This window comes from Neomelitea salexigens DSM 19753 (assembly GCF_000422345.1).
GTDB classification, from domain to species: domain Bacteria; phylum Pseudomonadota; class Gammaproteobacteria; order Pseudomonadales; family Spongiibacteraceae; genus Spongiibacter; species Spongiibacter marinus_A.
The window spans coordinates 104,170-130,024 of the sequence record NZ_AULP01000002.1 but is presented as its reverse complement, the minus strand read 5'-3'; the positions used below and the strand labels follow the sequence as shown (position 1 = coordinate 130,024).

The window sequence follows — 25,855 nt, the reverse complement described above, 5'->3', positions numbered from 1 at the left end:
ATTGCCAAGGAGGTGCTGTAATGCGTGCTGCTTATCGGGTTGGTCTACTGGCCGTCGTTTCTTTGATTTTGTTTGCTTGTGGTGGTGGAGCGGGTGGTCGCTCTTCGGCGCCCGAAAGTGAACTCTATGGCCAGTTGGTTGACTCGCCGGTAGGCGGAGTAATGTATCGGCGATCCTCTGATGATCAGGAATCCTTGACTGACAGCAGCGGCGGGTTTTTGTATTTCAAGCAAGAGGTGATCCACTTTCGCATCGGCGGAATTTCTTTGGGCAGTGTCCGCGGGGCGCCGATAATTAGCATGCTAGCGTTGAGCGCTGGAGATGATATTTCCGCGGTGAATTTGGCGCGGTTTTTCCTCACTTTGGACGCCGATGGTATTCCCGAGAATGGTATTCACATCACACAGCAAGTGCGCGATGCGGCGAGCAGTTTTAGCGCAGACTTTGCAGCGTTCAAACACAGCGATTTCCACTCGACGCCGGTTGCTAGCTGGGCGCGGACTGCCAATGGCAACGAAGTGCGAGAGTTGGTTTCTGAAGAGTTCGCCCGGCGACATTTAGCGCTCACCGAACGGGATATAGCCGATGGCCAATACAATGGCGATGCCGGTGCTGACAGTGATGCCGATGGCATTAGTGACTATCGTGACCGCTGCCCCCGCACTGGCTCCGGTATTTCTGTTGATGAATTTGGTTGTAGCAATGAAGCGGCAAGAGTGGATCGCGACGGGGATGGTGTCCCGGATGCACGGGATAATTGCCCGTCTTTATCGAATGGTTCGCAGCAAGACAATGACGATGATGGTCATGGCGATGTGTGTGACAGCGATGACGATAATGATGGCCTAAGTGATGAAGAAGAAGCCGCTATTGGAACCCGCCCGAATGATGCTGATACTGATGGCGACGGGGTTGCTGACGGCAGTGACCCGTTTCCCTTGGATGGCACTGAGTCTGCCGACCTGGATGGTGACGGGGTCGGCGACAATAGCGATGACGACCGTGACGGCGACGGTGTTCACAATGCCGATGATGCATTTCCCAGTAATCCGCAAGAGACAAGTGATGCCGATGGCGACGGCCTCGGTGACAACACTGACCCCGATGACGACAATGACGGCATCGCCGATGAGCTAGATGCATGCCCTGCAACACCAGAAGATGACGGCGAACTCCAGCAGGGATGTTCCGAAAGCCAAAGGCCTGGGCTGAGCCTTGATGATGCTGCGGCTGATGAAAACAGTGGTGAGCTATTGCTGCCATTGCACTTGAGCCAGGCAAGCCCCGTTCCAGTGGTTGTCGAGCTGATTTTCACTGATATCACAACCTCGGACCGTGATTTTGCGCATGCCCCACAGTATGTTGAGATCCCGATGGGAGTGACCGACTACGTCGCTGCGGTGCCGGTCGTTAATGATGAGGTATTGGAAGAGCATGAGCGCTTTAGGGTAACGGTTAGTCGCGCAGAATTTGCAAAGGTCGATGTCGCTGAGGCGATAGCAACCATCTATGACGATGAATTCCTCCGCGGGCGGTTGCGCATTGGCGCCGCGAAGCAAGCTATCGATCCAGGTGTTGAACACATTGCGGGTATTGACGAACCCAGGTTGGGCGAAACTCGGCATCTGCAGAAGTTTAATCTCGGCGGCTTTGGTATTAACCCACTGCAGAATCAACCTGACCCCTTTGGTGGGTTTGGGGAAAGCCTAACAGCGCCAGCAGAGCAGCCATGCTTGCTGTCTGAACAGAGTAACTACGATCCCGAGACCTTTGACACCTCGCAATGTGTTGAGCGCAGTTGGGTGCGCGCCATGTATATCGAGCAGCCTGCAGAGGGTGAAAATGCTGCCGAGCAAGTGATGTTTATCGTTGTTGATGCAGTCGGCGCTGGGAATATCATTCAGCAGGAAATGCGCGAGGCAGTCGCACAAGCGTCTGGTATATCTCCGGACAATGTTGTATTCGGCCAGACGCATAGCCATGCGGGTGCAGATCTTCAAGGCCTGTGGGGCGGTGTGCCCAAGGACTGGATTCACAATACCTTGTACCGACAGGCGTCGCTGGCGGCACAGCAAGCCATGCAGGCCGCGACAGAAGTTGCTGTAACAGTGAAGACGGCAGAGCTTGCAGAATTTAATAATTACCGCCGTCCCAAACAGACGGATCCAGACATTGATAGCGACACCCTTGCCACCCTGCTGACGGCGATCGATGCGCGTAGCGGTGAAAATGTTGGCTATCTTATGCAGTTCAATGCCCATCCGACTGCTATCAATGAAGACCCGCGTATTCCCCACCCGGACTACCCCCTTGGCGTGACGGATTGGCTGGAGAAAGAGGGAGGCACCGCACTGTATTTCAATGGCCCGATTGCCGATGCTTCGGCGTCGGGCAGTCGTCCCGGTTGTGAGCCACAGGGCTATGGCGATGCATCGCCAGACTATGGTCGCGTTCACTGTCGAGGAGAAGGCATGGCCGCTGCGGTGCAGGGCGACGACGCTATTCGAGAAATTCGCAGTGGATTGCGCGTGCAAAGTCAGCAAGTCGTGCTGCCAGTTACTAATCCGGTTTTTGTCGCCGCAGGGGGGCTGGGCGCATTTAACCAGTATTATGATTTTACGGGTGTAAATGAGCAGCTGCCGCCAGAGCTGGGGGCGCAGGCTCAATACCTGCCACAGGCAACACCCTACGCCACTACCGATGTCACTCGAATTACCTTGGGTGATGAAGAGAGTGGTCTGGAGATCGTCACGATTCCAGGTGAAACAACCGGAACATTTGGCGAATTTATTCGTTCTTTGGCGTCGCCAAATGCGCACACGATGCTGCTCGGGCTCACGCAAAATAGCTTTGGCTATATCATCCCCGAAGAAGAGTTCAGCTATGTGGATGTCTCGGGTGACGCCGGTATGTTGGTGCCATTCACGGGCTATGAGGAATTCGTGTCCTTGGGGCCACTTACCGCTCCGTTGTTGAGAATGCAGGGCTACTTACCGCTGTTTGATAAGGCGGATCAAGCCGATGCATATTTACCGCCATATTTAGCGGCGTGTTCAACTGAAGGGGCCGACTCCGAGCGTTGTTTGTTGAGTATGGCCGGGTTTAGAGTCGACTATATTCAGCGCGAATACGCCGCGCGTTGTCGCGAGCAAGGCGGTGCTGATGCCGAACCGCTTTGCAGCCAGATAGATCCGGAGATACCTATTTATGACAGTTGTATCGATAGCGGATTAGCGCCCGGTGTATGCGCGGCTCTAGGCAGTGGAGGCAGTAATAATGATGGCCTGCCTGCTAATGATGGCCTGCCTGCTATTGGCGAACTGATTGAGGCCACCGCGCGCGGCTGTGATCTGCTCGACCCCGCCCACTGTCTGTTTCCTTTTCCAAGCGACCATTTCACAGTCCCCGCCAGCAATGGCAGCCCGCAATCCGTTTCCCGTGGCGGTAGTGGGCGCCGAGTGGACTTCAATCCTCTGGCGATGCCGAGGAATATCGCTGGAAAGCCGATTGACCCGAGGGAATGGAACCGAAACGACGGTTTCTCTCCAGGGCAAATGATCATGACATACGTGCCGAACCTGCAAAGCAATGACGATGGCACGGTACCCGGTGTGCCTCGACTAACGCATTTGTCTGAGTCACTGGAGGTCGATCAGTCTTCAGTATTAGTCATCAATGCTGATAGTGGCGAACTGCACCCTGTGTGGGCAGAGGTGGATTTGAACGCCGGCTTGCTGCTACCCAGCGAGGGTGTGGAAAATAGCAGCCCCTTGGCAGAAAAACGGGCGGCGCTGCTCATCCGGCCCGCACGGAATTTTGATGAAGGGCAGAGATATGTCGTTGTTTTGAAGCGCTTGCCAAGCCAGCGAGATGGCGATCCCTATCTCCGGGCACAAGCCGCTTTCCGGGCCTGTCGTGATAGTAACGCCGATGGCGTTCCAGTGCTGTCAGCGCGGTGTCAGCAATGGGATGAAAACGTTCGTCCCGTTTTGCTGCAAGCGGGGGTAGGTATCGATGATGAGCTGTATCTGGCGTGGGACTTTACCGTTGCCAGTGCGGAAAACAATGTGGGTAGATTACGCCATATGCGTGATGAAGCCTTTAAACAGCTCGGTCAGCTCGAAGACGCCCAGGGGAACATCACCGATTTAGGTCGAGCGCCAGATTATACGATCGACAAAGTGACGGAGAATCCCAGGGAAGGGATTGCTAGGCGTATCGAGGGCACGATCACCGTGCCGAGCTTTGTCATCCCCGCCGACCCAGCGCCACTGGACCAGCTCAGCATCTATGCCGAGCAATTGTGTGTACAGCTTCCGGAGGAAATGCGCGAAGCTTGCGATACCTTGTTTGAAGGGGTGGGTATTGCAGATGGCGGCTCAGTGCAGCCCAACCGGCTGTACTTTGACCCCCTCGATGCACCCGCCTTCGATACCGCCGGGGCGAGCTACGGGGATGGCTTGCCCGACAGCCTGGGTGAAATGACAACGCGATTTACCTGCCAAATCCCCGAGCAAGCCAGCTCGGAAAACCCGGCAAGGGGAGGGATATATGGGCATGGCTTATTGGATGGTCACCAGGCGGTGACATACGACCACGTGCCGAATTTCAGCCGTGAATACAATTTCCTGTTTTGTGGTGTCGACCTGTTCGGTTTCTCGACAGGGGATGTTCCCAATGTCTTGGCAGCGCTGGTCGATTTATCCAATTTCGCGGTGATCCCAGATGCTTCCCAGCAGGGGCTGTTGAATTTTCTATTCCTTGCCAGGGCTATGCGCCACCCGGCTGGTTTTGCGGCAGAGGCCGTCTTTCAGGATGCCAAGGGCCTGCCTGTTTTCGACCATAGAGAGATCTTTTACGACGGCAACTCCCAGGGGGGCATTACCGGAGGACCGATCGTCGCTATGTCCAAGGATGTGAAGCGCGGAGTATTTGGTGTCGTTGGTATGAACTACTCAACCCTGCTGAGGCGCAGTGTTGATTTTGACGCGGAATACGAGCCGGGAGGCTTGCCGTCCTACGCTACACCTCTCTATCTTTCCTACCAGGATGACCTGGATCGCGACTTGGGGTTTGCACTCATCCAGATGCTGTGGGATCGGTCCGAGAATAATGGTTATGCCCACCATATCGCCGACAATAGCGCCTTAAATGGGCCCGACAATCAAGTCCTGCTGCAGCCGGCTTTTGCGGACCACCAAGTGACACACTGGAGCGCCCAGGTGATGGCGCGAACCATTGGCGTTGAGGTCGCTGATATTTACCCGCGTCGCCCAGGCGACAGCGCAACCTATACCTTCGCATCTCGAGAGGCGTTCTTTGCCGAGCGCGACCCAGACGTCGACGCATTTTGGGGCTTGGCGCTCGCTGGGCGAGACGGCGAGGGTTATGACAGCGGCAGTTGCCAGGGCCCTTGCCGCAGCAGCAAGTCTGGCTTTATAGAGCTAGATGAAGGAAAAACACAAAGCCCACCTATCGGTAATGTCGCGCCCAGGGGAGATGATTTCGACCCCCATGGCTACCCTCGAGCGGCGCCGCACGCAAAATGTCAAAAATCGCACTTTCTACATAGCCAGGGACAGCTACTCGATACATGGATAGCGCGAGAAGTACGGGGACCATTGGACTGCCCGCCGTTACCTGCCCCCGTGACTATTGTCGGCGAACCAGTAGTGGTCGATGGTGAGACTCTGCCTATCGATACCCGTGCTTTCAGCGCGGCCGTTGAGCAAATGCGCGATGGCGAGTTCCAAAAGGCGGGAGATGCGGTATTAGCTGGCCTGCAAGAAAATTCAGCCAATGCGCTGCGCCAAGTGATGATGGCTGTGGGGGCTGAGTCGGGGCTTGAGCAGCCTCAGCCACAGACCAAAGAGCAACCGCAGGCTCACTCGGTTATGCCGCTGCGTGCAGGTATCGCCAAGGCGCCGATTGATATTCCAGTTGGTACTCCGCTAGGTGGCTACCTAAGGCCACCTGTTGCTGGTGACTATATTCCCGGTGCCGAAGGCTTTGCCTCAGGTGATTTTCAAACATTCTTTGATGAGCTGGTCGACTTCATTCCATACATGGCTGACGGTTGCGAGCCCGACCACCCTGAAAGCTGTCCTCCTCTGGCACCTTTGCCCGATGAGTTGCGTGCGGTTCACTCCCCCTACGCAAGTTATTCGCCGCCGAGCCGAGGTTACTACGATTCACTGGTTGCCAAAGCCATTGCCCTGCACGATGGTCGCGACTACATCGTATTGTTGAAAACCGATTTCATCGGCGCTCTTAACGAACTAGCGGAAGATGTAAAAGACGAAGTGCAACGGCAAACGGGGATCGCGCTTGGCGATGGATTGGTACTCTCTGCGACTCACAGCCACGATGGGCCTGGGGCGCTTGCCAACCACTCTGCACGCTATTTTTGGTTGGCGATGGATCTGTACCAGCACGAAGTCTACCGCAGAGTCGTTGCGCAATTGGCAGCGGTAGTGGTGACGGCATTGGACGATGACAATATGCGCTTGGCGCGCATTGGTCACGGTAGTGCTCAGGAAGCGTTGGGAATGAACGGCTTTCGTCGTGGGCGTTTACCCAGCTACGACGACGATAGGCTGCAAGCCCTTCACCGCCGCCTTGGTGTGATTCGCATCGATGCCTTGGATAACACTGAGCCTGAGCCACTGGCGGTGATTATCAATTGGGCGGCTCACGGCATTGCTTTTGACGTGGAGAACCAATACTTCTCAGGGGATGTGCTGGCGTCAGTAGAAAGAGCAACTGAGCAACTTATGGCGTTACCACTGGCGATGTTGGTGCAGAGTGCGGCTGGAGATATTAGCCCGCGTAGCAATATTCATCAGAATAAACTGCAGCGTATCGAAAGCTATGGACGTCGCCTTGCTCCGCAAATAAAAGTTATAGCCGACAGCATTGAACAGTTCCAGCTATCCCCTGATCTTCGCAGTGTGTCTAAGCGGATAATCCTCGATCGCGACCGGCTGGGTTATAGCCCTGAGGAGTTTCCCTACGCCTGGGGTGCCGGGCAGTGCGGCAACGACATTGCGGTTCCCTTTGTGGGGGCTGGCCTGAAAGACGTGCCGGGCTATGAGGGAAATGGCCTGCCCGAGCAGGTTCCGTATTGCCTGCCTTCACCACCGCCAGATGCCTACGATCTCGCCGACAATGGTGTTGCCGAAAACGCCTCGTTTTACCCGCAGGACACGATCATTGCAGCTCAAAAAATTGGCGAGCTAACGCTGTTGATGCAGCCGGGTGAACCGCTTACTGAATACGGCCTGCGTTTACTCGATGCAGCTGCCGAACTGGGAGGTGGGGAGCGCTATCGCTACGACGACACCTTTATATGGGGTTATGCCGGTGATCACATTGGCTATATCTTGCCGCCCGAAGAGGAGGATTGGGCAACATTGGGTGGGGCGGAATCAACCACAACGTTTTGGGGTTGGAAGCAGGGCGAGCGCTTTCTTGATGTAACCGTGGAGTTGCTAGAGTCGCTTCGAGACGGCAGTGCGGCACCTATGGACGAGCTAGTCGTGCGCTATGAGCACTACCGCCAGCACTATGACTCGCAAGTCAATGCGCAAGCCTTGCCCAGCATGCTCGCGGGCAGCAGTATTTCTCAACCACGAGCCATATCTCGATTTAAGCGAACCGAGTTTGCTTTTGAGGGCGGGGACCCTGTTCTCGGTACGCCCTCCGTGCTAATGCAAGTTGAGCGTAACGGCGCGTGGCAGCCGGTTACCCGCGCCAATGGCGATGCCCTCAATACCTTCTTTGAAATGCAGCTAAAGTACCGCTTGAGCAGCGGTCGACATATTTGGCTTGTCGATTTCGAAGTGCCGCTAGACTGGCCGGTTGGAAACTACCGGTTTGTTGTATCGGGTTCAGCATTGTCACCTTCGCTAGCAGAGGAAGGTTACCACCTGGTCTCTCAAGCTTTTGAGGTAAGCCCGGCCACCAACCTCGCCCTTATTGAAGAGCAGGATAGCTTAACGCTGAACTACCCTGTGTTGCCCGATACTCGCCGTGTTATCGACCCCTTTGTCCCAGAAGATGAGGCTGCGCCGATTCGTAAGATCTCGTCGATTATTGCCGTCGATAGCTTCGGCAATACCGCAGACATAACAGATCGATGGACGATCGACAGTCGTGCGGTGCCTCGCTCAAGCGTAGTTATCGAAGCGGACACCGAGCGGGTAGCGGTGGTGGATGGCTACGGGAATAGCGGCGTCTATCTACGCGACTAAGTCGCTTGCTGCTTAACTTTAGGTCTTGCGCGAGGCAGATAATAAAAAGTTTCTTGGGGTGGTTGTGCTCGGGCAAAAGACACTGAGCTTAACTTGGTAGTCCTGCTCACACAGGAATAGGGCGCTGTCTAATACGCAGCGCAATTCCAGCAGGCGTCTAAATAACATGGCGGCGAGGCCGCGCTGTTCTTGGGCAAGCTGTAGGTCTGACGCGTGGGCCAGGGCGGTATCAGCGTCGCTCATGTCTAGTGTTGCAATGCCATTGGTCGCGCATTGTTGTTCAACAAAGTAGCTAAACCCTTTTTTGGCAGCACTGTGGGGCAGAGCGCGGTAGTGATCCAGCGCTACCCCCTGTTGCTGGGCAAGTTGCCGGCTTGCAAGCCACCAGTGGTGGAGTTGTCGTCGCGCCTGCGTTTCACCGCGCCGGGCAGTGACGGTTTGTCGAACCGCCAGGCGCAAATCTTGTGTCGTGATTGTGAGGGGCGAGTTGTTGCCGGCCTTGGACAGCGGCGCGTACTGCTCAACAAACCGGTGGTAGCAGCACGGGGCGAGGGCAATCTGCTTGGCGCTCGTCGCCGCGGCAACTTTCAGCATACGTTGGTGGAGACCTCCGCAGGCGTGCAGTGCAATGATGGCGTTGGCATCGGCCACAAACGACTCCGCCTGCTCGCTCAATACATCGCAGCGCACAATGCGTTGATGGGTGTTGGCGTGCCTGCTGTTGCCACTGGCAACAAGGTCGCTATCAATTTCCAGGCCGATGACCGATAAGGGCGAATGTTGCGGGTGGAATCGCAGCGCCTGGCCGAGGTAGCCTTTTCCGGAGCACCACTCGATCACGTCTCCCGACAATGACGTTAGCCCGCCACAAAAAGCCTGTATTTGCTGCCACTTTCTACCACCAATGCCGCTGGGCGGCTCGACATGCGGTGGCTCGATGGGCGGCGGAAAGCAAGACAGAATAGCAAGAATGTCTTTGGCGTCAGCGAAGTGTGGCGACAGTCGCTCCAGGAGCATAAGGTCATCGCCCTGCAGCTGGGCAACATCCTCTGCCGAGAGTGTGCGAAGCGCACGGAACAGCGCCTCGTAGTGCGGCGCTGGCTCGGCGTTCGAGTCGGCGCGCCACAATGCTTCGTGCTGGCTGAGTAGCTGGTCGATGTTTGCGAGTAGGTCGGCGCCTTTCGCAGCTGTAAGAATGTTACTGGTCATGCCCACATTATACGTCGGCGCGACAGTTAACCCTCTATTAGCGCGCGGCTTTCGTTGGTGTTGCGTAGCAAATGCTGTTCAAAGCATGCGCATAGCTGTCGCCAGCACTGGTGGAGCTGGGGATAGAAATAGTGGATTTTTTCCCAGTCCTTATTGCTGGCGGCAAGTTCCAGTGATGAGGCCAGCTCGCGCAGTGCGTCGCCTTGCAGCTGTCCGCTACTGCCCTTAAGCGCACGGCTGATACGCGCTATTTCTGCGGTGTCTGCTGCGGTGACGGCGCTGCGTAACGCCTGCTGTTGCGCAACGCTGTACTCGTTGAACATCAACAGCATTTTATTCAGGGTGCGCTCCTGGCCCATGACCCCTTCCAGTGCTTTGTCGGCATTCCATAGCGCCTCGGCATGACTCTTGGATGAGGGGGTGGCAGGGTCGTCACTGCGCGAGGCGTGCAACCAGCTCAGCAATTTTTTGTGCAGCCGGTCGGGATCAATCGGTTTACTGAGGTAGTCATCCATACCGGCAGCGCTGCATTTCTCTCGGTCGCCACTGAGCGCGTTGGCGGTCAACGCGATAATGGGTAGCTCGCGTGCCGCTTCGCCTGCCAGACCCGCTCGGATTTGGCGAGTGCACTCGTAGCCATCCATTTCCGGCATCTGACAGTCCATTAAAATAGCGGAGTAGGGCGGCGCTTGTTTGTCCTGCTGGTACTTCAGCGCGGCGATCGCCTTGTTGCCGTTACCGGCGATGCTCACCTGTAAGCCCAACTCGTCTAGCAGGCAGCGCACTACCTCTTGGTTTACCGCATTGTCCTCAACCAGTAGCACGCGCCTGCCCTGTAATAGACTACTAGCCGGTGCATCCTGCATACGGTCGCGGCTATCGCTTTGCAGGTAGCTTCCCAGTGGCGCCAGTTTTAGTACTTCGCGCAAATTGCTGGTGGTGAGGGGTTTGGGATACCAAGCGTCGAAGCCCAGCGAGCGAAAGTGGGCGTCGGTTCCCTGGCTACTGATTTTGCTAAGCAGTACAAAAGGCTGGCTGCTCAGATGTTCTTCCTGGCGCAGGAATTGAACGAGCTCGGTGCCGTCTAAGCCATCCATGTATCGGTCGATAATAACCAGGTCGATTTTTTCCAGCGGAATGTCATGACTCTCGGCAGAGTTGAGCGCAGACTCACTGGATGTAGAGCAATAGACTTTTGCGCCCCAACGCAGCAGCTGACGCTCCAGGCTTTTGCAGCTGTTTATATTGTCCTCTATCAACCATACATGCCTGCCCGATGCATAGGCCTCATCGAATGAGGCATCGGCGGATGAATTCAGCATCACCTGGACATGGAAGGTACTTCCTTTGTTTTCCTTGCTGCTAACGGCAATGCTGCCATTCATGGCTTGGCAGATTTTCTGACTAATCGACAGGCCAAGTCCGGAGCCGCCGTAGCGGCGCGTGGTGCTGGCATCCGCCTGGGTGAATGCGCTAAACAGGCTGTCTAATTTTTCACTGGCAATGCCGATGCCGGTGTCGCGTACATAGCAGTCAAATATCCATTGGTTTTGATGCTCGGTGAGCGTGGCGTGAACAACGATCTCGCCGCTTTCGGTAAATTTTAGTGCGTTGCCAAGTAAGTTGGTCAGGACCTGGCGCAGCCTTGCGGCGTCGCCTGAGACCATGTCTACCTTGATCTCGCTGAGGTCAACAATGAGCTCCAGGCCTTTTTCCTGAGCGCGCAACGACATACTCTCGCAGACTTCTTCGATGACTTCGCGTATCGCAAAGCTGCTGTCTTCCAACTCCATTTTACCGGCGTCGATACGGGAGAAGTCGAGGACATCGTCGATAAGGGAGAGCAGCGAATGTGCGCTGCTGCGGGCAATGCTCACTCGGCGCTCCTGCTCGAAGTCGAGCTCGGAGTTTGCCAGCAAATTCAGCATGCCGAGGACGCCGTTCATCGGAGTGCGAATTTCGTGGCTCATGGTTGCCAAAAACTCACTTTTCGAGCGAGCGGCTTGCTCCGCTTCATCACGGGCGCGTATCAATGCTTCGGCAGCGCGTTTGCGGTCATCAATATCTTGGAGCGAGCCGAAAATGTGTGTGCAACGTTGCTTGTGCAGTACCGGGTGGCCCGTGAGCTGAATCCACAGTTCGCGGCCTTGTTGTGTAGTAAGCCTCACTTCTTCGCTAAATGCTTGGCCATTAACAATGGCGCGTCTGATCAAATGCTGTAGCAGGTGCCACATCTCTTCCTGAGGAAACACCTTGCGAAGCGCCTCTTCAGTTGGGGTAAAGTTTGCCGGTACACCGCAAATTTCCCTTGTCACCTCAGACCAGGTGAGCTGGCCGCTATCTACCTCCAGCTCCCAGGCGCCGATCCTTGCTTGCTGGCTCATGGAGTTAAACATTTGTTGCTGCCGGTCCATTATCTGGGCGGCGTGCTTGCGCTCACTGATGTCCTCAATCATTGACCAGATTCGAGGGGTGCCGTGGGAGTCGCTGAACAAAATGCTGTTAATTTCTATTGGCACCGTTTTGCCATCAGCGCGAACGAGGTGTTTCTCATACCGATCTAAGCGCCCCGTCTCGGTCAAAATGATCAGCGCTGCCTCATCATCAAGAATGTACTCTGGAGGGGTCAGTTCTTGATAGCATATATCTGTTAACTGATCGTGAGGGTAGCCTAAGCTTTTGCACAGAGACTGATTGGCGGCGATGAATTTGCCTGTTTCGTAGTCGTTTAATGCAATGCCAATCGGCGATAGCTCGAACAGCTGAACCAATAGTTGATTGCTTTCATAGCGCTTGGCAAGCAGCCACGAAATAATCGTTAGGAAGCAAAAAATGATTAGTGCCAGCGACGCGACAACGACCCGGAAGGGGTCAAGCAGGTTCACCTGCAGCCAGCCGTTCTCGGGAGCCGCGGCGATTTGCCAGCGCTCATCCAGCGGTAGTCGGATATCCGTGGTGACCGCGCGAGTCTGGTCGTTAAATAGCGCGGCGTTGCCAAATACGGTTTTACCTAAGTGACCCTCGGGCCCGTATTTGCGTATGGCTATCTGCAATCCCTCGCCTGCCTCACTGAGGCCACTGCTAAGCAGGAGCTGGTCTATATCAATCACGGCCGACACCGTCATAGGCTCTCCAGCACCTTGACTCTGGCCACCGGGTAGACGGGCAATAAGCGCCATTCCGCCTTGAACCAATTCGACAGGGCCCGAGAGTACGGCGCCGCCTGTTCTATGTACCTTCATCATGTCGGCGAGTTGGTCAGGCCGCGTTCTTAAGTCCAGCCCCAGCACCGGCTCATTGCCCTCGAGTGGATAGACATAGGCGCCGATGACACCGCGAAATACCGCAACGCTGCGAATGCGGCTTTCACCGGAGAGCAGGCTTTCGGAATATTTATCCAAATAATCGGGGGTGAGGTCGGGGTGCTGGCGGACGGCCGCCACCATCGCTTTGGCTGCCTGGAGGTCACCCTTGAGGTCACTCTCTACTTTAGCGCTGATGGAACCCATTTCTCGCAGAACGGCGTCGCGGTGATTCAACTCGCGGTTGTGGTTATTCAGCTGGTCGATATACATCGCGACGACGGCGATAATCATAAAACTGGCTAGGCTGGCCAGTGGGTGCAGCCAACGGCGGGAGCGACCCACAGCAGGTTGGCGTGATCCGCTGTGACGACGGAGTTTTTGGAGGAACAAGTTCATGACTGCTCCCTGAGCACCGGCCAATAACGACGCCGCGGCTGTGCGGTACCCGAACTCCCTGTCTCGTCAGTACATCAAACGCCGTGGCAATAACACCTGTAATGCTAGTGTGCACTTGCACTGTCGAACATGCGTAGTTTCCACGGCCGTTACCAGTCGATGGCTTTTCCCTGCCAATCGATGTAACTGAGCTGGCCGTCGTGGGGGAGGGCGGCGCAGAGGCTCAACAGGCGTTCGGCGACGAACTGAGGGGTGAATAACTTGCCGTCTGGGACGCGGCGCTGGAAAGGCGCTGACAGTGGTGAGTCGGTCGTGCCCGGGTGGAAGGATAGCAATTTCAGGTTCTTCGCACGGCGAGTGAATTCGATGCTGGCGGTTTTCAACAACATGTTCAACGCCGCCTTGGAGGCGCGGTAACTGTACCAACCACCCAGCTGATTATCGCCAATGCTGCCGATTCGGGCGCTGAGAACGGCTACCACGCAAGGCTGAGGGCCGCGCAGCACGGGGAGTAGCGCTTGAATGGCCAACATGGGGGTTACGGTGTTGCTGTGCAGTCGCGCCAGCAGCGTATCGGCGCTAATGTCTTCGAGGCGTTTCTCAGGTTGGCCAGCGTCGTCGTGCAGCACGCCATTGCAAATAAATACGCGAGAGATGGTGCCAGTATGCTCCGCCAAAGAGTCTGCCCACGCAGCGAGGCCGTCCGCGCTGTAGTCGCCGCAGTGCCAGTGCAGCCGCGGGTCATCGCAGTTGGCGGCGCTGGGGTGGCGACTAAAGACGTGTATGCCGCCAAAGTCTTGGTCGCCGAGTAATGTCTGAATCAGCGCCTGCGCAATAGCGCTGTTGCCGCCAACCACCAGTGCGCGCTTAGGGTTCATGGCGGCGGTGTTCAATGATGGCACAGCGCTCGGTGCAGCGTGGCTGGCCGGTAAACAGGCGGGAAAAGAAATAGCGGTGTCGAGCGAACACACGATAGCCGAGGTCGGCTAGGGGGCGAATGAGCGGCCAGCGCAGTGCGGCCATCCAGCGGTGTTTGCCTACCAGCTGCCAGGCGCGGCAGCTCACATCCAGGCCGAGTAATAACGAGCCGTTTTCATCCCAGCCGTGTAACACTCGGTTGGCCGCAACGGGGTCGATGCTGGGGTAGCGGCGAGCGAAGTCCTCGCCGTTGATGTCTTCAAAGGCCAATGCGCGGCGACCGTCCAGGGCAGCGAGTCGCGTCATTTCCGCGACACACAAGGGGCATCGGCCATCGTAAAATAGGGTCAATCGCGTCATAATTTCTTTCCACAGTAAGGTGCTCAGTGTCTGTACGAAGCGCCAGGTCAAAGCGATGCCTGACACGCTATAACGAAATGCCGGAGAAAGCCAAAATGAAAATCTGGGTTGATGCCGATGCCTGCCCGGTGGTGGTCAGAGACATCTTATTTAAAGCGGCCGAGCGCACCGGGGTCGCCTTAACCTTGGTGGCGAATCAAATGCTGCGAGTGCCGCCGCTACCTAATATTACAGCGGTTCAGGTGAGTGCCGGTTTTGATGTTGCCGATAATGAAATTGTGCGTCGCTGCGAACAGGGTGACTTAGTCATTACCAGTGACATTCCCCTCGCCGCAGAAGTGGTTGAAAAAGGGGCTGTGGCCCTTAATCCCCGGGGTGAGCGCTATACCGCTGACAATATTCGCAGTCGGCTCAATATGCGCGACTTTATGGAGACGCTGCGGTCCTCCGGTATTCAGAGCGGGGGGCAAAGCGCCTATGGCCAGCGCGAGAAACAAGCCTTCGCCAATCAGCTCGACCGGATACTCGCTCGTGCCTAGGCCCTAAGTAAAATTACGGGGAATAAATGGCGCGTTGTTATCGGCAAAATACAGCGATCGTTTAAAGGCGTTTCAATGTGAACCAATGGATGGAATTAGCAGGCGGCCTCGGCCTGTTTTTAGTCGGCATTATCCTGATGACCGACGGCCTCAAAGCACTGGCTGGCGATGCCCTGCACCGGGCGCTTTCGCGCTTTACCCGCAGCCCGACTAGTGGCGCCTTCACCGGCGCAGCAACCACGGCAATTCTGCAGTCTTCCAGCGCAACAACGGTGGCGGCAGTGGGTTTTGTTGGCGCGGGCTTATTGAGCTACCCCCAGGCTCTTGGGGTGATATTTGGTGCCAACCTCGGTACCACCATTACGGGCTGGATGGTTGCCCTGCTGGGCTTCAAGCTCGAACTGAATACGCTGTTATTGCCCTGTATTCTCGCTGGCGCCCTGGCGCAATTATTTGGTAGGGGGCGCTGGCGTGCCGCCGGGCTGGCACTTGCGGGCTTTGGTCTTATCTTTGTCGGTATCGACGCGATGCAAGCGGGCATGTCTGGCTTAGAGGGGCGTATTACCCCGGACAACTTCCCCGAGAATAATTGGCTCGGGCGTCTCCAGCTGTTGTTGCTGGGGGCGCTAATTACGCTGATTACCCAATCCTCCAGTGCGGGTGTGGCTACCGCGTTAACCGCGGTGCATAGCGGCGCTTTGGAGTTTGAACAGGCTGCCGCGATGGTAATTGGTATGGACGTTGGCACCACTGCAACGGCGCTTTTTGCCACCCTGGGCGGGTCTGCTGAAACTCGGCGGACGGGCTACTCCCATGTGGTGTACAACGTGTTCACAGGGCTTGCTGCGTTCCTCATGCTGCTGCCTTACGTTGCGCTTTGGCAATGGTGGGCCCCCGGGACGATATACGAGCAGGCTGAGGTTGCCCTGGTGGCATTTCACAGTTTGTTTAATCTGCTCGGCGTTATTTTGGTGTTGCCACTGGCGGGCCAGTTTGCGCGCTTTATGCTCTGGCTGGTGCCGGAGGCGCAGGAGCAATTCACCGGGCATTTGGACAAGCAATTGTTGAAAGATCCCGCGATTGCCCTGGAAGCTGTGCGGCGCAGTTTGCGCTCACTGGTTGAAGCGCAGCTGCAATATTGCATTGCTCTGCTGCGCGACCAGCCATCAGCCAAGCTCGAGCGCCATCGCGAGCTGGATGATGCCATAGAACGCTGCCAGCGCTATGTAGACGATATTCACCTCCGGCCAGACACTCCGGACAGCTGGCAGCGCCTGTTGGCGTGTATGCACGTCATTGATCATATGCAGCGCCTGCACCTGCGCATGGCGGATCGCGAAACGGCTCAGCGCTGGCAGAAAAAAGGGCCGCCACTGCACTCCGGTGTGGTTTTTGAAGACGGTTGCCGGCAGCTCGTAAAACGCTTAACAGACGAACCCGATAACGTGGCTGCCGCTGCATCGGCGTTTGCTGAGCGCTGTGAGGAAGAGACCGAGTCCGCCCGCGAAGCGCTGATGGCAGAAATTGCGTCGGGCAATGAGAATACCGTTAATGGCGATTTGTATCTGGATGCGCTGCGCTGGCAGCGGCGCTCATCGCGCCACTTCGCGAAAATCTTTGTCTACCTGGATCAATTGCACAAGCTCTCACCCTACGGGAGTCCCGACAGCAAGGCGGAGTAATTCATTCAGCTGCGTTTGCGCTTCGCCTCCCAGGCGCTTTTCGACGGCGGCATTCAGGTCGGCGCTCGGCCGGCCCTTATCCAGTAAGTCCGCGGCGTAAGTCAGCAACTCGGGGACGCTTAGCGGCGCCGCCACATCCACCTTAGCCTGCGGCTCGGCGCCGCTAAGCGTCTGCAGGGCCTTGCAGAAGCGCTGGAAGTCGCCGTCACCCAGGCGGTGTTGCAGACGCCGCTCAAGTTCCGTCATAACTGATACCGCATCGTCTATTAACTCAACGCCGGTTTCAGTCAGGTGAAGGCGCTGGCTGCGTCCGTCAGTGGGGTCACTATGGCGCTCGACATAGCCCAATTCATCAAGCTGGCGCGCGACGCGAGAAATGGCCTGGCTGGATACGCCATTGGCCTGTGCCAGTTTGCCAACACTGCTGCCCTCTGGGGCCAGGCAGGCGAGCACCTGGCCGTGAGTCATTTGCAAATGTGGGTGGCCGCGGGCAATGGTGCCCTGCATCAGGTGACGCTGCAGGCTTCGGTTGATCATGCCGATCAGCATCGAAAAAGGCAGATGTTCATCAATGTCAGTCCGGTTCGGTTCAAAGCCGGGCACGGCCATCTCAATGCAAACCCGCTGAGCATAGCGGCTCAAAAACGCCATCTCAGTGCTGCCGAGCTGCGCCACATAACGCTCATTGACGTCGGCCAACTGTTGGTTTGCTGCAGCAATAAGCTGATTGCCGCGCGGGCTGAGGGCAATCAGCTTTGCGCGTTTGTCGAGCGGGTCGGCTTGGCGCGCGATATACCCGGCCTCGCTCAAAGGGCGCAGGCTCTGTAGGCAAAGCTGTTTACTCATTGCCAGGCGCTGGGCTAGCTCGGTGAGCCGATGTGGGCGTTGGCCCAGTAAGCTCATCGGCGCGGCGAAGTGCATGGCTAATTTCGTGAACCCCTGTGCGGCTAAGCCCTGCATGGTGCGTTGTTCGCAGTCATTGCTTAGGGCATTCAGTTGTTTGAGCGGGTTGTTGCGAAACCGCTCGAGTGCGGTTGACGTCTGTAGCATGGCCTGGGCGCCTGTTAATTCTGTAGCGCCAATTAATGTAACACATATTTATTAAAATATATTTAGTGTATTTACCTTTTGTGTGGGGCTGTGCTAGCGTACTCATCAATAATAATGATAAGGAGTGCGCGATGACGGCGGTGGAGTTCAATCCCTATTCTCATGCGGTTCATGAAGACCCCTATCCCTACTACCAGCGCCTGCGGGCCGAAGCGCCGGTTTACTACAACGCCGAGCACGGTTTTTGGCTGCTGAGCAAATGGGAGGACTGTTTTAACGCCTTTCGCGATTTTAAAACCTTCAGCAGCATCAATGGCCCGGCCTTGGAGTCAGACCAAAGTGCGTCGGCGGGCTACCCGATGTTTATTAATATGGACCCGCCGGACCATACGCGTATTCGCAAACTGCTATCGGGTCTGATGGTGCCCCAGCGTATTGCCGCCCTTGAAGACTACACGCGGCAAAAGGCCCGTTCGCTGATCGCGCCTCATCTGCCGCGCGGGGAAATGGACCTGATTCAGGACTTCAGCGCCATTCTGCCGATGGACGTGATCTCCACCATGATTCATGTGCCCGAGGCGGATCAAGCCGCGGTGCGCACCTGGGCAGATGAGCTGATCTACCGGGAAGACGGCCAGTTCGAGATCAGCGAGGCGAACGTCAACGCCTATTTTAAATTGGCCGGGTATTTTGACGACCTGTCCCGGCAGTTGGCTGACCAGCCCTTCGATCCCGACGATATGTTTAGCTGCGTTCTGCAGGCTGAGAAAGACGGCAAAATGACTCACGACGATGTCATTGGCTTTGGCATTTTGCTGGCGGTTGCCGGCAACGAAACCACCACCAAGTTGATCGGCAATATGGGCTACCGCTTGTGGCAGCACCCGCAGCAGCGCCAGTTGTTGATCGACGACCCCAGCCGCATCGCCGATGCGGTAGAGGAGACTCTGCGCTACGACGGCTCTACGCAAATGATCGGCCGAACGGTAACCAAAGATATTGAGATTCGCGGGCAAAAAATTGCCGCTGGCGCGCGCGTGGGACTGTGCATTATTTCCGCTAGTCGTGACGAAGAGCGCTATGAAAATGCTGACGTCTACGACGTATGCCGGGGGGCGCGCGACCACATGGCCTTCGGCGTGGGCATCCACGCCTGCCTGGGTTCGGCGTTGGCGCGCTTGGAGGTCAGGGTATGCTTCGAGGAGCTGCTAAAGGCGATTCCCGATTACGAACTGGATCTCTCGCGCAGTGACCGCACTCACAACCCCAATGTGCGCGGCTTTACTACCTTGCCAATGCGTTTTCGTCCGCGACAGGCAGGTGGGCAATGAGCGCCGTGCAGTGCGGCTTTATTGGACTGGGCAACATTGGCAAACCGATGTGCGCCAATATTGCCCGCAAGGCATTGTCACAGCATCTTGCCTTGTCGGTATTCGATCTCGACCCCGCGCCACTGGCAGAAATGCAGGCGCTGGGCGCCCGCGTTGCTGAAAGTGCGGAGGAACTGGCCCGCAACTGCTCGCTGATCGCGCTGTGTGTGCGCGATGACGCGGACGTTGAGCAACTGCTCTATGGCGACGCCGGTATTTTTGCGGAGGCTGCACCCGAAACCGTCATTGCCATTCACAGCACCGTTACCCGAGACGGTGTCGTGCGCTGGGCCGCGGATGCCGCTGAGCGAGGGTTGGCGCTGGTCGATGCCCCTATCACCGGCGGTGCTGCAGGAGCGGCGGATGCCACGCTATGTATTATGGCCGGCGGCAGTGAAGCGGCAGTATCGCGCTGTCAGGCGATGTTTGCGTGTACGAGTAAAACGGTGGTTTACGCTGGCGAGGCAGGGCAGGCAACCGTGCTGAAGCTGGCAAATAATCTGATGAACTATGCCGCTTTTTCGGCGATCTCTGAAGCGGCGCAATTGGTCAAACGCGCCGGTGCCGATCTCGATGCGCTGCATCAGGTAGGGCAGGCCAATGGCGTGATTACCGCCATGATGAAGCAGTTTATCGACGGTCGTGACGGTATGCGCGCCGCCTGTAGTGATGAGGATATGCGAGCGGTGTTTGGCCCTTTCGCGGCGTTGGCGGAGAAAGACCTGGACCACGCTATCAGTTTGGCGGCGCAGCTCAATGTGGCGTTGCCGCTCACTGAAAGGGTGCGCCGAGATATCGACGATGTCTTTATGGCGATATCGCGCTCGGACGTCGAATAACAATAATAGGAGGTCACCATGGGCGTTGCTGATACCCGGCAGCCAAGTCACGGCGAGAGCCGCTTGTATATTAATGGCGAGCTGCGCCCCGCCGAGGGCGGTCGTCAGTATGAGAATATCAGCCCCTTGACCGAGACGGTGCTCGGGGTTGCCGCCGATGCCAGCTTGCGCGATGCCGATGAAGCGATTGACGCCGCGCGGCGTGCCTTTGATCACAGCGACTGGTCGACGAATCACACCGCACGCCGCGCCTGTTTGCAGCGCTTTGTAGATGGCCTAAACCGCCATCGCGATGCCCTGCGCGCAGCGGTTGCCGAGGAAACCGGCGCGACCCAGTTCTTCGTTCACGGCCCCCAGTGCGACGGACCAATTGCGATGGCGAACTGGCCTGTGGAGTATATGGCTTCCTTCCCCTGGCAGCGGGACATCGGTGAATACGAGGTGATGGGCGTTCGCAGTCGGCGCCTTGTGGTGAAGGAGGCCGCCGGCGTGGTGGCGGCTATATCACCGTGGAATTTTCCCATTCAAATCAACCTGGCTAAGTGCCTGCCGGCCCTCGCCGCGGGCTGTACTGTGGTGCTTAAGGCCGCAGCCGAAACGCCGTGGACGGCATCTCTGCTTGGCCGCATTGCCGCCGAGGCCGAGCTGCCCCCCGGCGTGTTCAATGTACTCACCGCTAGCGACCCGGCCGAAATTGGCGATGCAATGACCCGCGATCCGCGTGTCGATGTGGTGTCGTTTACTGGCTCCACGGCGGTGGGTAAGCAGGTAATGCGCAACGCCGCGGATACGGTTAAACGGGTGTTTTTGGAGCTGGGCGGCAAGTCTGCAATGGTGCTGCTCGAAGACGCCGATCTGCCAACGGCGTTGTTTGGGTCGCTGGCGATCTGCGCGCACAGCGGTCAGGGCTGCGCGATTACCACTCGTCTGTTAGTGCCGCGTAGCCGACTTGCGGAGGCCGAAGAGCTGTTGTGCGCCTATGTTGGCGGCATGTCTTACGGCAGCAGCGATACCAGCGGGGAAATGCAGGGGCCGCTGATCAGCGAGCGTCAACGTCAGCGGGTGTTGGAATATATTGAGCTGGGTAAACAGGAAGGCGCGAGGCTGATACTGGGTGGCGGCATTCCCGCGCACACGCGCGCTGGCTACTTTGTCGAGCCGACCATATTCAGCGATGTGCGCAATGATATGCGTATCGCGCAAGAGGAAATATTCGGGCCGGTATTGGTGGTCATCCCCTATGACGATGAAGTTGAGGCGCTGCGCTTGTGTAACGACTCCATCTACGGCTTATCGGGCTCGGTGTACTCGGCCAGCGAAGAGCGAGCCTTGGCGTTTGCGCGGAAAATTCGCAGTGGCACGGTCAACGTCAATGGTGGCAATTTCCTCGGCCCCGATGCGCCCTTTGGCGGCTACAAGCAAAGCGGGGTAGGGCGAGAAATGGGGCCGGAAGGCTTTGAGGAATACCTGCAAACCAAAACCATCGCCATCGCCGTGTAGGAGGGGACTATGAATGATTCTCTGAGCGGTCGGGTCGTTGCGGTAACGGGGGCCTCCTCGGGCTTTGGCCTGGCGATGGCGCGGGCGCTGATTGCCGCCGGTGCGAAGGTGGGTATGATCGCGCGCCGTGAAACCCTATTGCAGCAGCACTGTGACGAGCTGGGCGAGCGCAGCTTGGCGGTTGCTGCCGATATTACCGACAGTGAGCAAGCGCAATCGGCAATAGACACCGTTGCGCAGCATTTCGGCGGTTTGGACGTGCTGGTGAATAACGCCGGTCTGGCGCGCCCCGGTTTTGTTGAAGACTGGCAAGACGACGAGATTCATCAACAGTTGCAGCTCAATATTGCCGCAACCTTGTATTGCTGCCGTGCAGCCGCCCCCCTGTTAAAGCAGTCCGCCAACCCCCGGTTGATCAATGTGAGCAGCGCCAGTGCCCAGCACCATGACGAAATGGCCGGTCTGTCCCTGTACGCCGCCAGCAAGGCTGCTGTTGAGCGACTGAGCCGCGACCTGCGTCGCGAGCTCGCCCCGGCGGGTGTCGGCGTCAGTATTTTGCGACCGGGCGCGGCGATGACAGATTTCGCTGCAGGTTGGACGTTTGAGCGCCTGCAGGCGGCGGTGCAGCAATGGCACCGTCAGGGACCGTGGATGGATAGCGGTATGCAGGCAGAGCATGTCGCACAGGCACTGCTGTTCTGTTTGTCGATGCCGCGCGGGGTGTCGGTCGACTTACTGGAAATTCGCCCCTGCACGCCAGTTGAAAAAGTCACCCTGTAAAGGAGAGAGAAATGGTTGCTATCACCTATGTTGAGCACGACGGCACCGAACACGCGGTCGATGTCGATGAGCAGATGAGTTTGATGGAGGGAGCCACCTTGAACATGGTGCCCGGTGTCGAGGGGATGTGTGGTGGGATTTGCTCCTGTGCAACCTGCCACTGCTATATCCCCGAGGAATGGCAAAGCCAGATGCCGCCGCTCAGTGATGGCGAAAACAGCATGTTGGAGAACGCGATTGATCGCCGTGCCAACAGCCGTCTGGGCTGCCAGATTCCCGTGACGCCCGCGCTTGAAGGCATGCGTGTGGAACTACCGGAAGAACAGGCCTAGGCCCTGCATTCACAATCAAAACGAGAAAATAATAATGAGTTTTCACAACAAAGTAGTGGTGGTTACGGGGGCGGGGCAGGGAATTGGCGAAGGCTATGCCAAACGCTGCGCCGCTGAGGGCATGCGGGTTGTTGTCGCCGAGCTAAATGCCGAGCAAGGCGAGCGCGTCGTTGCCGACATTCAGCAGGGCGGCGGTGAGGCGATGTTTGTGCGCACCGACGTGGGTGATGAGGCCTCGTGTATGGCCTGTGCGGACGCCGCGAAATCTGCCTACGGCAAGATCGATTACCTCATAAACAATGCGGCGATCTTTGGCGACATGAAGATCGAAGGTTATATGAATGTCGATATGGACTACCTTGATACCTTCATGCGCGTGAATGTTCACGGCAGCCTGTTAATGGCGCGCGCCTGTGTTCCGCACATGCCGGAAGGCTCGGCGATAGTAAATCAGTCCTCCACAGCGGCGTGGATGAATATCGGCTTTTACGGCGTAGCCAAACTGGCACTCAATGGCCTGACCTGCTCGCTTGCCAACGAGCTGGGCTGGCGAAAAATTCGTATCAATGCCATCGCTCCCGGCCCCACCGAGACCCAGGGCTTGCGCAATACCGCAGGTGACTACGCCGACGAGTTGGTCAAGCAAATGCCACTGAGTCGCTTGGGCACGCCGGATGATATGGCCGATGCAGCACTGTTTTTGTTGTCCGACAAAGCCTCTTGGATCACCGGCCACATATTGAACGTGGACGGCGGTCAGTTTATGCGGGTGTAGGAGCGCTACTATGACAGAGTCAAAACGTGAACGCGGCATCGAAAAGTTTAAAGAGGTGTATTGCAATGCTCTGCCCGAGCCCCCCAAAGAAGGTGAAGACCGCTTTTTCGACTTCATGTTGGGCTCGCTGTTTGGCGACCTGTGGGACAACGAGACCCTCAGCATTCGCGACCGCAGGTTACTGCTGCTCGGAGCAATAGCCGCTCAGGGGGAAGACATGACCTTCACCATTCAGGCGCAGTCGGCGTTTACGCGCGGGGAGTTGGACGAGGCCCAATTGGAGGAGGCCGTACTGTTTCTAACGCAGTATATTGGCTACCCAAGAGCCTCGAAAATGCGCATGGCGCTGATGGGGTTAATGGCCAAAATAAAGAAACAGGAGGGCGAGTAGCGTGGCAGACACGTCGCTTAGTGAGCAGAATCGTCAGCGGGCCATCCGCTTTATTGAGTGCTTGTCGGCGGGCCACACCGAAGGGTTTTTAGCCTTTTATCACCCTGATGCGACCCTGTGGACCTCGGGTCGAACGTTGATTTCCGGCCGTTATAATCTGGAGGAAATCTCGACGTCCGCAGTGGGCGTGCTGGATGCCTTCCCGAATGGCCTTAAGTTCACGATCACCGCGACCACTGCCGAGGGTGAACGCGTTGCAGTGGAGGCCGAGAGTCGCGGTGACCACAGCTCTGGTCAGCACTATCACAACCGTTACCACTTTCTATTTCGCTTCAAAGACGGGCGCATTATCGAACTGAAGGAATATATGGATACCGAGTTGGTGAGTGACATTTTGTGCGGTGGTCAGCGCCCGGCGGCGAACGGCTAAAGCACGGCACTGCCGTTTGCCGACTTTGTTCGCGCAGAGGATTTAAGTCCGGCGAAAGCTGTGACACAGTTAGCGCTATCGATACCACGATGAGGCGTAATCGTAATGGCCATATTGGCGCTATATGTTTTTTTGGCGTTGGGCGTGTCTTTCCTCTGCTCACTGCTCGAAGCTGTGTTGTTAAGTGTTAATTCTTCCTATATCGCGGCGGGCTTGGCCAGTGGTCAGCGCACCGCGACATGGTGGCAGCGCTGTAAAGAAGATATCGACAAACCTCTGGCGGCCATTCTCAGTTTAAATACCATTGCTCACACCGTGGGCGCGGCGGGGGCGGGCGCGCAGGCCACGGCCCTGTTTGGCGAAGTGTATTTTGGGGTAATCTCCGCGGTATTAACCCTGTTGATCCTGGTCTTTTCCGAGATTATCCCCAAAACCCTGGGGGCGCGTTACTGGCGTCAGTTGGCACCCGCCTGCGCGCTTATTCTGAAATGGGTACAGCGCTTGATGTCGCCGCTGGTGTGGCTCACTCAGTGGGTAACGATCTTTCTGAGTCAGAAGGAAGAGGCCGCATCGGTTAGTCGTGCTGAGTTTGCCGCCCTTGCCGAACTGGGTGTTGAGGAAGGAGTGTTCTCGCCTCGCGAAGCGCGGGCAGTGCGCAGCTTGCTGCATTTCAGTCGCCTAAAAGTGCGCGACGTGATGAGCCCGCGGCCGGTAATTTTTAGTTTGGATGGTGACAAAACCGCCGAGCAGGTTCTGGCTGAAAACGCCAGCTTGCCGTTCTCCCGTATTCCGATTTATCGCGACCAGGCCGATAACGTATACGCCTTCGTGCGCAAAGACGAAATTCTACGCGCTGCGATCGAGGCGCCGGGCACAGTGCTGCACACCCTTCAGCGTCCGTTGTTAATTGTGCCCGACAACTTGCCGCTGCGCGGTATGATTCAAAAGATGCTGGTGCCCGGCAAGCAGATGGCATTGGCCGTGGGCGAGTACGGTGAGTTGCATGGCTTGGTAACAACCGAGGATTTGGTGGAAACCTTGCTGGGCTTTGAAATTACCGACGAAACCGATGAAGTGGTTGATATGCAGGTATTTGCGCGTCAGCGCTGGGAACAGCGCGCGCGGCAGATGGGCTTCCTACACGATGAGCTGGCGCATGGCGATAGCGACAAATCGCCGCAGTAGTGGAGTTGCTTCTACGCCTTTTGGTATAACATCAGCCGTTTATTTTTAAGGATACAAGCGCCCAATGAAGAAATGGATAGTAGGGCTGTGCGTCGGCACGGTGATGTCGGGAAGTTCACTATTGCAGGCCAATGAAAGCCCTGACCTGATTGCCGTCATGGGCGATATGCAACGCTTTGCGCACAAATTGCAGCTGTCGCTGGACGCGAGCAACCTGACGCTGGCGGATTTTTATGCCCACGAGCTGGAAGCGGCGGTAAAGCAGGTCAGCGACATTGAAAGCTACGGCGACTATCCGGTAGGGCGTTTGTCGGCCAGTACACTTAAACCGCTGGTGTTAAAGCTGGAAACGGCAATCGACAGCGGCGATGTCAGCCGCGCCAGCACGGCGTTTGATAAGTTGATTGATGGCTGCAACAGCTGTCACGAACTCACCGAGCACGGATACATTCATGTGCAGCGCAGTAGCGCGAATCCGTATATGCAGTCCTTTGCACCACGTTAGTAGCCGCGGGAATGCGCTGGCATTCCCGCGGCACGGC

Annotated in this window: 18 protein-coding genes; 13 read left to right on the top strand and 5 right to left on the bottom strand. The window is 56.9% G+C overall.

What is annotated here, in order from left to right; all coding sequences use genetic code 11:
* The first annotated feature begins 20 nt into the window (after positions 1-20).
* Positions 21-8,252: a thrombospondin type 3 repeat-containing protein gene (locus tag H573_RS0103905; protein ID WP_027873120.1), complete on the top strand. Its 8,232-nt coding sequence runs from the start codon at positions 21-23 to the stop codon at positions 8,250-8,252.
* A gap of 18 nt (positions 8,253-8,270) precedes the next feature.
* Here H573_RS0103905 and H573_RS0103900 read toward each other — a convergent pair whose 3' ends face one another.
* From H573_RS0103900 to H573_RS0103885, 4 genes are all read right to left on the bottom strand, one after another.
* Positions 8,271-9,461 carry a methyltransferase gene (locus H573_RS0103900; protein ID WP_027873119.1) on the bottom strand — a complete coding sequence of 397 codons (1,191 nt, stop codon included), beginning with the start codon at positions 9,459-9,461 and terminating at the stop codon, positions 8,271-8,273.
* A gap of 26 nt (positions 9,462-9,487) precedes the next feature.
* A complete protein-coding gene (locus H573_RS18800; RefSeq protein ID WP_084497909.1) occupies positions 9,488-13,162 on the bottom strand; it encodes a response regulator in 3,675 nt (1,224 codons plus the stop codon).
* 149 nt (positions 13,163-13,311) lie between these two features.
* Entirely contained in the window at positions 13,312-14,040 is a 729-nt protein-coding gene (locus H573_RS0103890; RefSeq protein WP_027873118.1) for an SDR family NAD(P)-dependent oxidoreductase, read from the bottom strand.
* Entirely contained in the window at positions 14,030-14,440 is a 411-nt protein-coding gene (locus H573_RS0103885; protein WP_027873117.1) for a thiol-disulfide oxidoreductase DCC family protein, read from the bottom strand. The genes H573_RS0103890 and H573_RS0103885 overlap by 11 nt, the downstream gene beginning before the upstream one ends.
* Before the next feature lie 95 nt (positions 14,441-14,535).
* Between H573_RS0103885 and H573_RS0103880 the strand changes: the two genes are divergently transcribed.
* The gene (locus H573_RS0103880) at positions 14,536-14,979 is read left to right on the top strand and encodes a YaiI/YqxD family protein (RefSeq protein WP_027873116.1); all 444 of its coding nucleotides are present in this window, start codon (positions 14,536-14,538) and stop codon (positions 14,977-14,979) included.
* 77 nt (positions 14,980-15,056) lie between these two features.
* On the top strand, positions 15,057-16,661 hold the full coding sequence (locus H573_RS16935) for a Na/Pi cotransporter family protein (protein WP_205618894.1): 1,605 nt from the start codon (positions 15,057-15,059) through the stop codon (positions 16,659-16,661).
* On the opposite strand, the gene H573_RS0103870 is transcribed toward H573_RS16935, so the two are convergent.
* Positions 16,626-17,711, bottom strand: coding sequence for a MarR family winged helix-turn-helix transcriptional regulator (locus H573_RS0103870; RefSeq protein WP_027873115.1), 1,086 nt, complete (start codon positions 17,709-17,711; stop codon positions 16,626-16,628). The genes H573_RS16935 and H573_RS0103870 overlap by 36 nt on opposite strands.
* 131 nt (positions 17,712-17,842) lie before the next feature.
* Here H573_RS0103870 and H573_RS0103865 point away from each other — a divergent pair, with 131 nt between their 5' ends.
* The 10 genes from H573_RS0103865 (at position 17,843) to H573_RS0103820 (ending at position 25,818) form a co-directional block, all read left to right on the top strand.
* The gene (locus tag H573_RS0103865; RefSeq protein WP_027873114.1) at positions 17,843-19,042 is read left to right on the top strand and encodes a cytochrome P450; all 1,200 of its coding nucleotides are present in this window, start codon (positions 17,843-17,845) and stop codon (positions 19,040-19,042) included.
* A complete protein-coding gene (locus H573_RS0103860) occupies positions 19,039-19,920 on the top strand; it encodes an NAD(P)-dependent oxidoreductase (RefSeq protein ID WP_027873113.1) in 882 nt (293 codons plus the stop codon). Before H573_RS0103865 ends, H573_RS0103860 begins: the two co-directional genes overlap by 4 nt.
* An 18-nt stretch (positions 19,921-19,938) precedes the next feature.
* Positions 19,939-21,420: an aldehyde dehydrogenase family protein gene (locus tag H573_RS0103855; protein ID WP_027873112.1), complete on the top strand. Its 1,482-nt coding sequence runs from the start codon at positions 19,939-19,941 to the stop codon at positions 21,418-21,420.
* A gap of 9 nt (positions 21,421-21,429) precedes the next feature.
* Complete coding sequence (locus H573_RS16930; protein WP_051170982.1) at positions 21,430-22,200, top strand: SDR family oxidoreductase; 771 nt, start codon at positions 21,430-21,432, stop codon at positions 22,198-22,200.
* A gap of 11 nt (positions 22,201-22,211) precedes the next feature.
* On the top strand, positions 22,212-22,532 hold the full coding sequence (locus H573_RS0103845; RefSeq protein WP_027873111.1) for a 2Fe-2S iron-sulfur cluster-binding protein: 321 nt from the start codon (positions 22,212-22,214) through the stop codon (positions 22,530-22,532).
* A gap of 34 nt (positions 22,533-22,566) precedes the next feature.
* The gene (locus H573_RS0103840) at positions 22,567-23,307 is read left to right on the top strand and encodes an SDR family oxidoreductase (protein ID WP_027873110.1); all 741 of its coding nucleotides are present in this window, start codon (positions 22,567-22,569) and stop codon (positions 23,305-23,307) included.
* Positions 23,308-23,317: 10 nt separating this feature from the next.
* Positions 23,318-23,698 (top strand): carboxymuconolactone decarboxylase family protein, encoded by a 381-nt coding sequence (locus H573_RS0103835; protein WP_027873109.1) that lies wholly within the window; start codon positions 23,318-23,320, stop codon positions 23,696-23,698.
* Position 23,699: 1 nt separating this feature from the next.
* Complete coding sequence (locus H573_RS16925) at positions 23,700-24,128, top strand: nuclear transport factor 2 family protein (protein ID WP_051170981.1); 429 nt, start codon at positions 23,700-23,702, stop codon at positions 24,126-24,128.
* A gap of 105 nt (positions 24,129-24,233) precedes the next feature.
* Complete coding sequence (locus H573_RS16920) at positions 24,234-25,313, top strand: CNNM domain-containing protein (RefSeq protein ID WP_036255726.1); 1,080 nt, start codon at positions 24,234-24,236, stop codon at positions 25,311-25,313.
* A 64-nt stretch (positions 25,314-25,377) separates the two neighbouring features.
* Positions 25,378-25,818 (top strand): hypothetical protein, encoded by a 441-nt coding sequence (locus tag H573_RS0103820; protein ID WP_154653830.1) that lies wholly within the window; start codon positions 25,378-25,380, stop codon positions 25,816-25,818.
* The last annotated feature ends 37 nt before the right edge of the window (positions 25,819-25,855 follow it).

What these genes read in the sequence shown, in the direction of transcription:
- H573_RS0103860 (WP_027873113.1), top strand. Translation starts at nt 19,039, where the DNA reads ATGAGCGCCGTGCAGTGCGGCTTTATTGGACTGGGCAACATTGGCAAA.
- H573_RS0103840 (WP_027873110.1), top strand. Translation starts at nt 22,567, where the DNA reads ATGAGTTTTCACAACAAAGTAGTGGTGGTTACGGGGGCGGGGCAGGGA.
- H573_RS0103820 (WP_154653830.1), top strand. Translation starts at nt 25,378, where the DNA reads ATGAAGAAATGGATAGTAGGGCTGTGCGTCGGCACGGTGATGTCGGGA.
- H573_RS0103905 (WP_027873120.1), top strand. Translation starts at nt 21, where the DNA reads ATGCGTGCTGCTTATCGGGTTGGTCTACTGGCCGTCGTTTCTTTGATT.
- H573_RS16930 (WP_051170982.1), top strand. Translation starts at nt 21,430, where the DNA reads ATGAATGATTCTCTGAGCGGTCGGGTCGTTGCGGTAACGGGGGCCTCC.
- H573_RS0103885 (WP_027873117.1), bottom strand. Translation starts at nt 14,440, where the DNA reads ATGACGCGATTGACCCTATTTTACGATGGCCGATGCCCCTTGTGTGTC.
- H573_RS0103855 (WP_027873112.1), top strand. Translation starts at nt 19,939, where the DNA reads ATGGGCGTTGCTGATACCCGGCAGCCAAGTCACGGCGAGAGCCGCTTG.
- H573_RS0103890 (WP_027873118.1), bottom strand. Translation starts at nt 14,040, where the DNA reads ATGAACCCTAAGCGCGCACTGGTGGTTGGCGGCAACAGCGCTATTGCG.
- H573_RS0103880 (WP_027873116.1), top strand. Translation starts at nt 14,536, where the DNA reads ATGAAAATCTGGGTTGATGCCGATGCCTGCCCGGTGGTGGTCAGAGAC.
- H573_RS0103870 (WP_027873115.1), bottom strand. Translation starts at nt 17,711, where the DNA reads ATGCTACAGACGTCAACCGCACTCGAGCGGTTTCGCAACAACCCGCTC.
- H573_RS0103865 (WP_027873114.1), top strand. Translation starts at nt 17,843, where the DNA reads ATGACGGCGGTGGAGTTCAATCCCTATTCTCATGCGGTTCATGAAGAC.
- H573_RS16920 (WP_036255726.1), top strand. Translation starts at nt 24,234, where the DNA reads ATGGCCATATTGGCGCTATATGTTTTTTTGGCGTTGGGCGTGTCTTTC.
- H573_RS18800 (WP_084497909.1), bottom strand. Translation starts at nt 13,162, where the DNA reads ATGAACTTGTTCCTCCAAAAACTCCGTCGTCACAGCGGATCACGCCAA.
- H573_RS0103845 (WP_027873111.1), top strand. Translation starts at nt 22,212, where the DNA reads ATGGTTGCTATCACCTATGTTGAGCACGACGGCACCGAACACGCGGTC.
- H573_RS0103900 (WP_027873119.1), bottom strand. Translation starts at nt 9,461, where the DNA reads ATGACCAGTAACATTCTTACAGCTGCGAAAGGCGCCGACCTACTCGCA.
- H573_RS0103835 (WP_027873109.1), top strand. Translation starts at nt 23,318, where the DNA reads ATGACAGAGTCAAAACGTGAACGCGGCATCGAAAAGTTTAAAGAGGTG.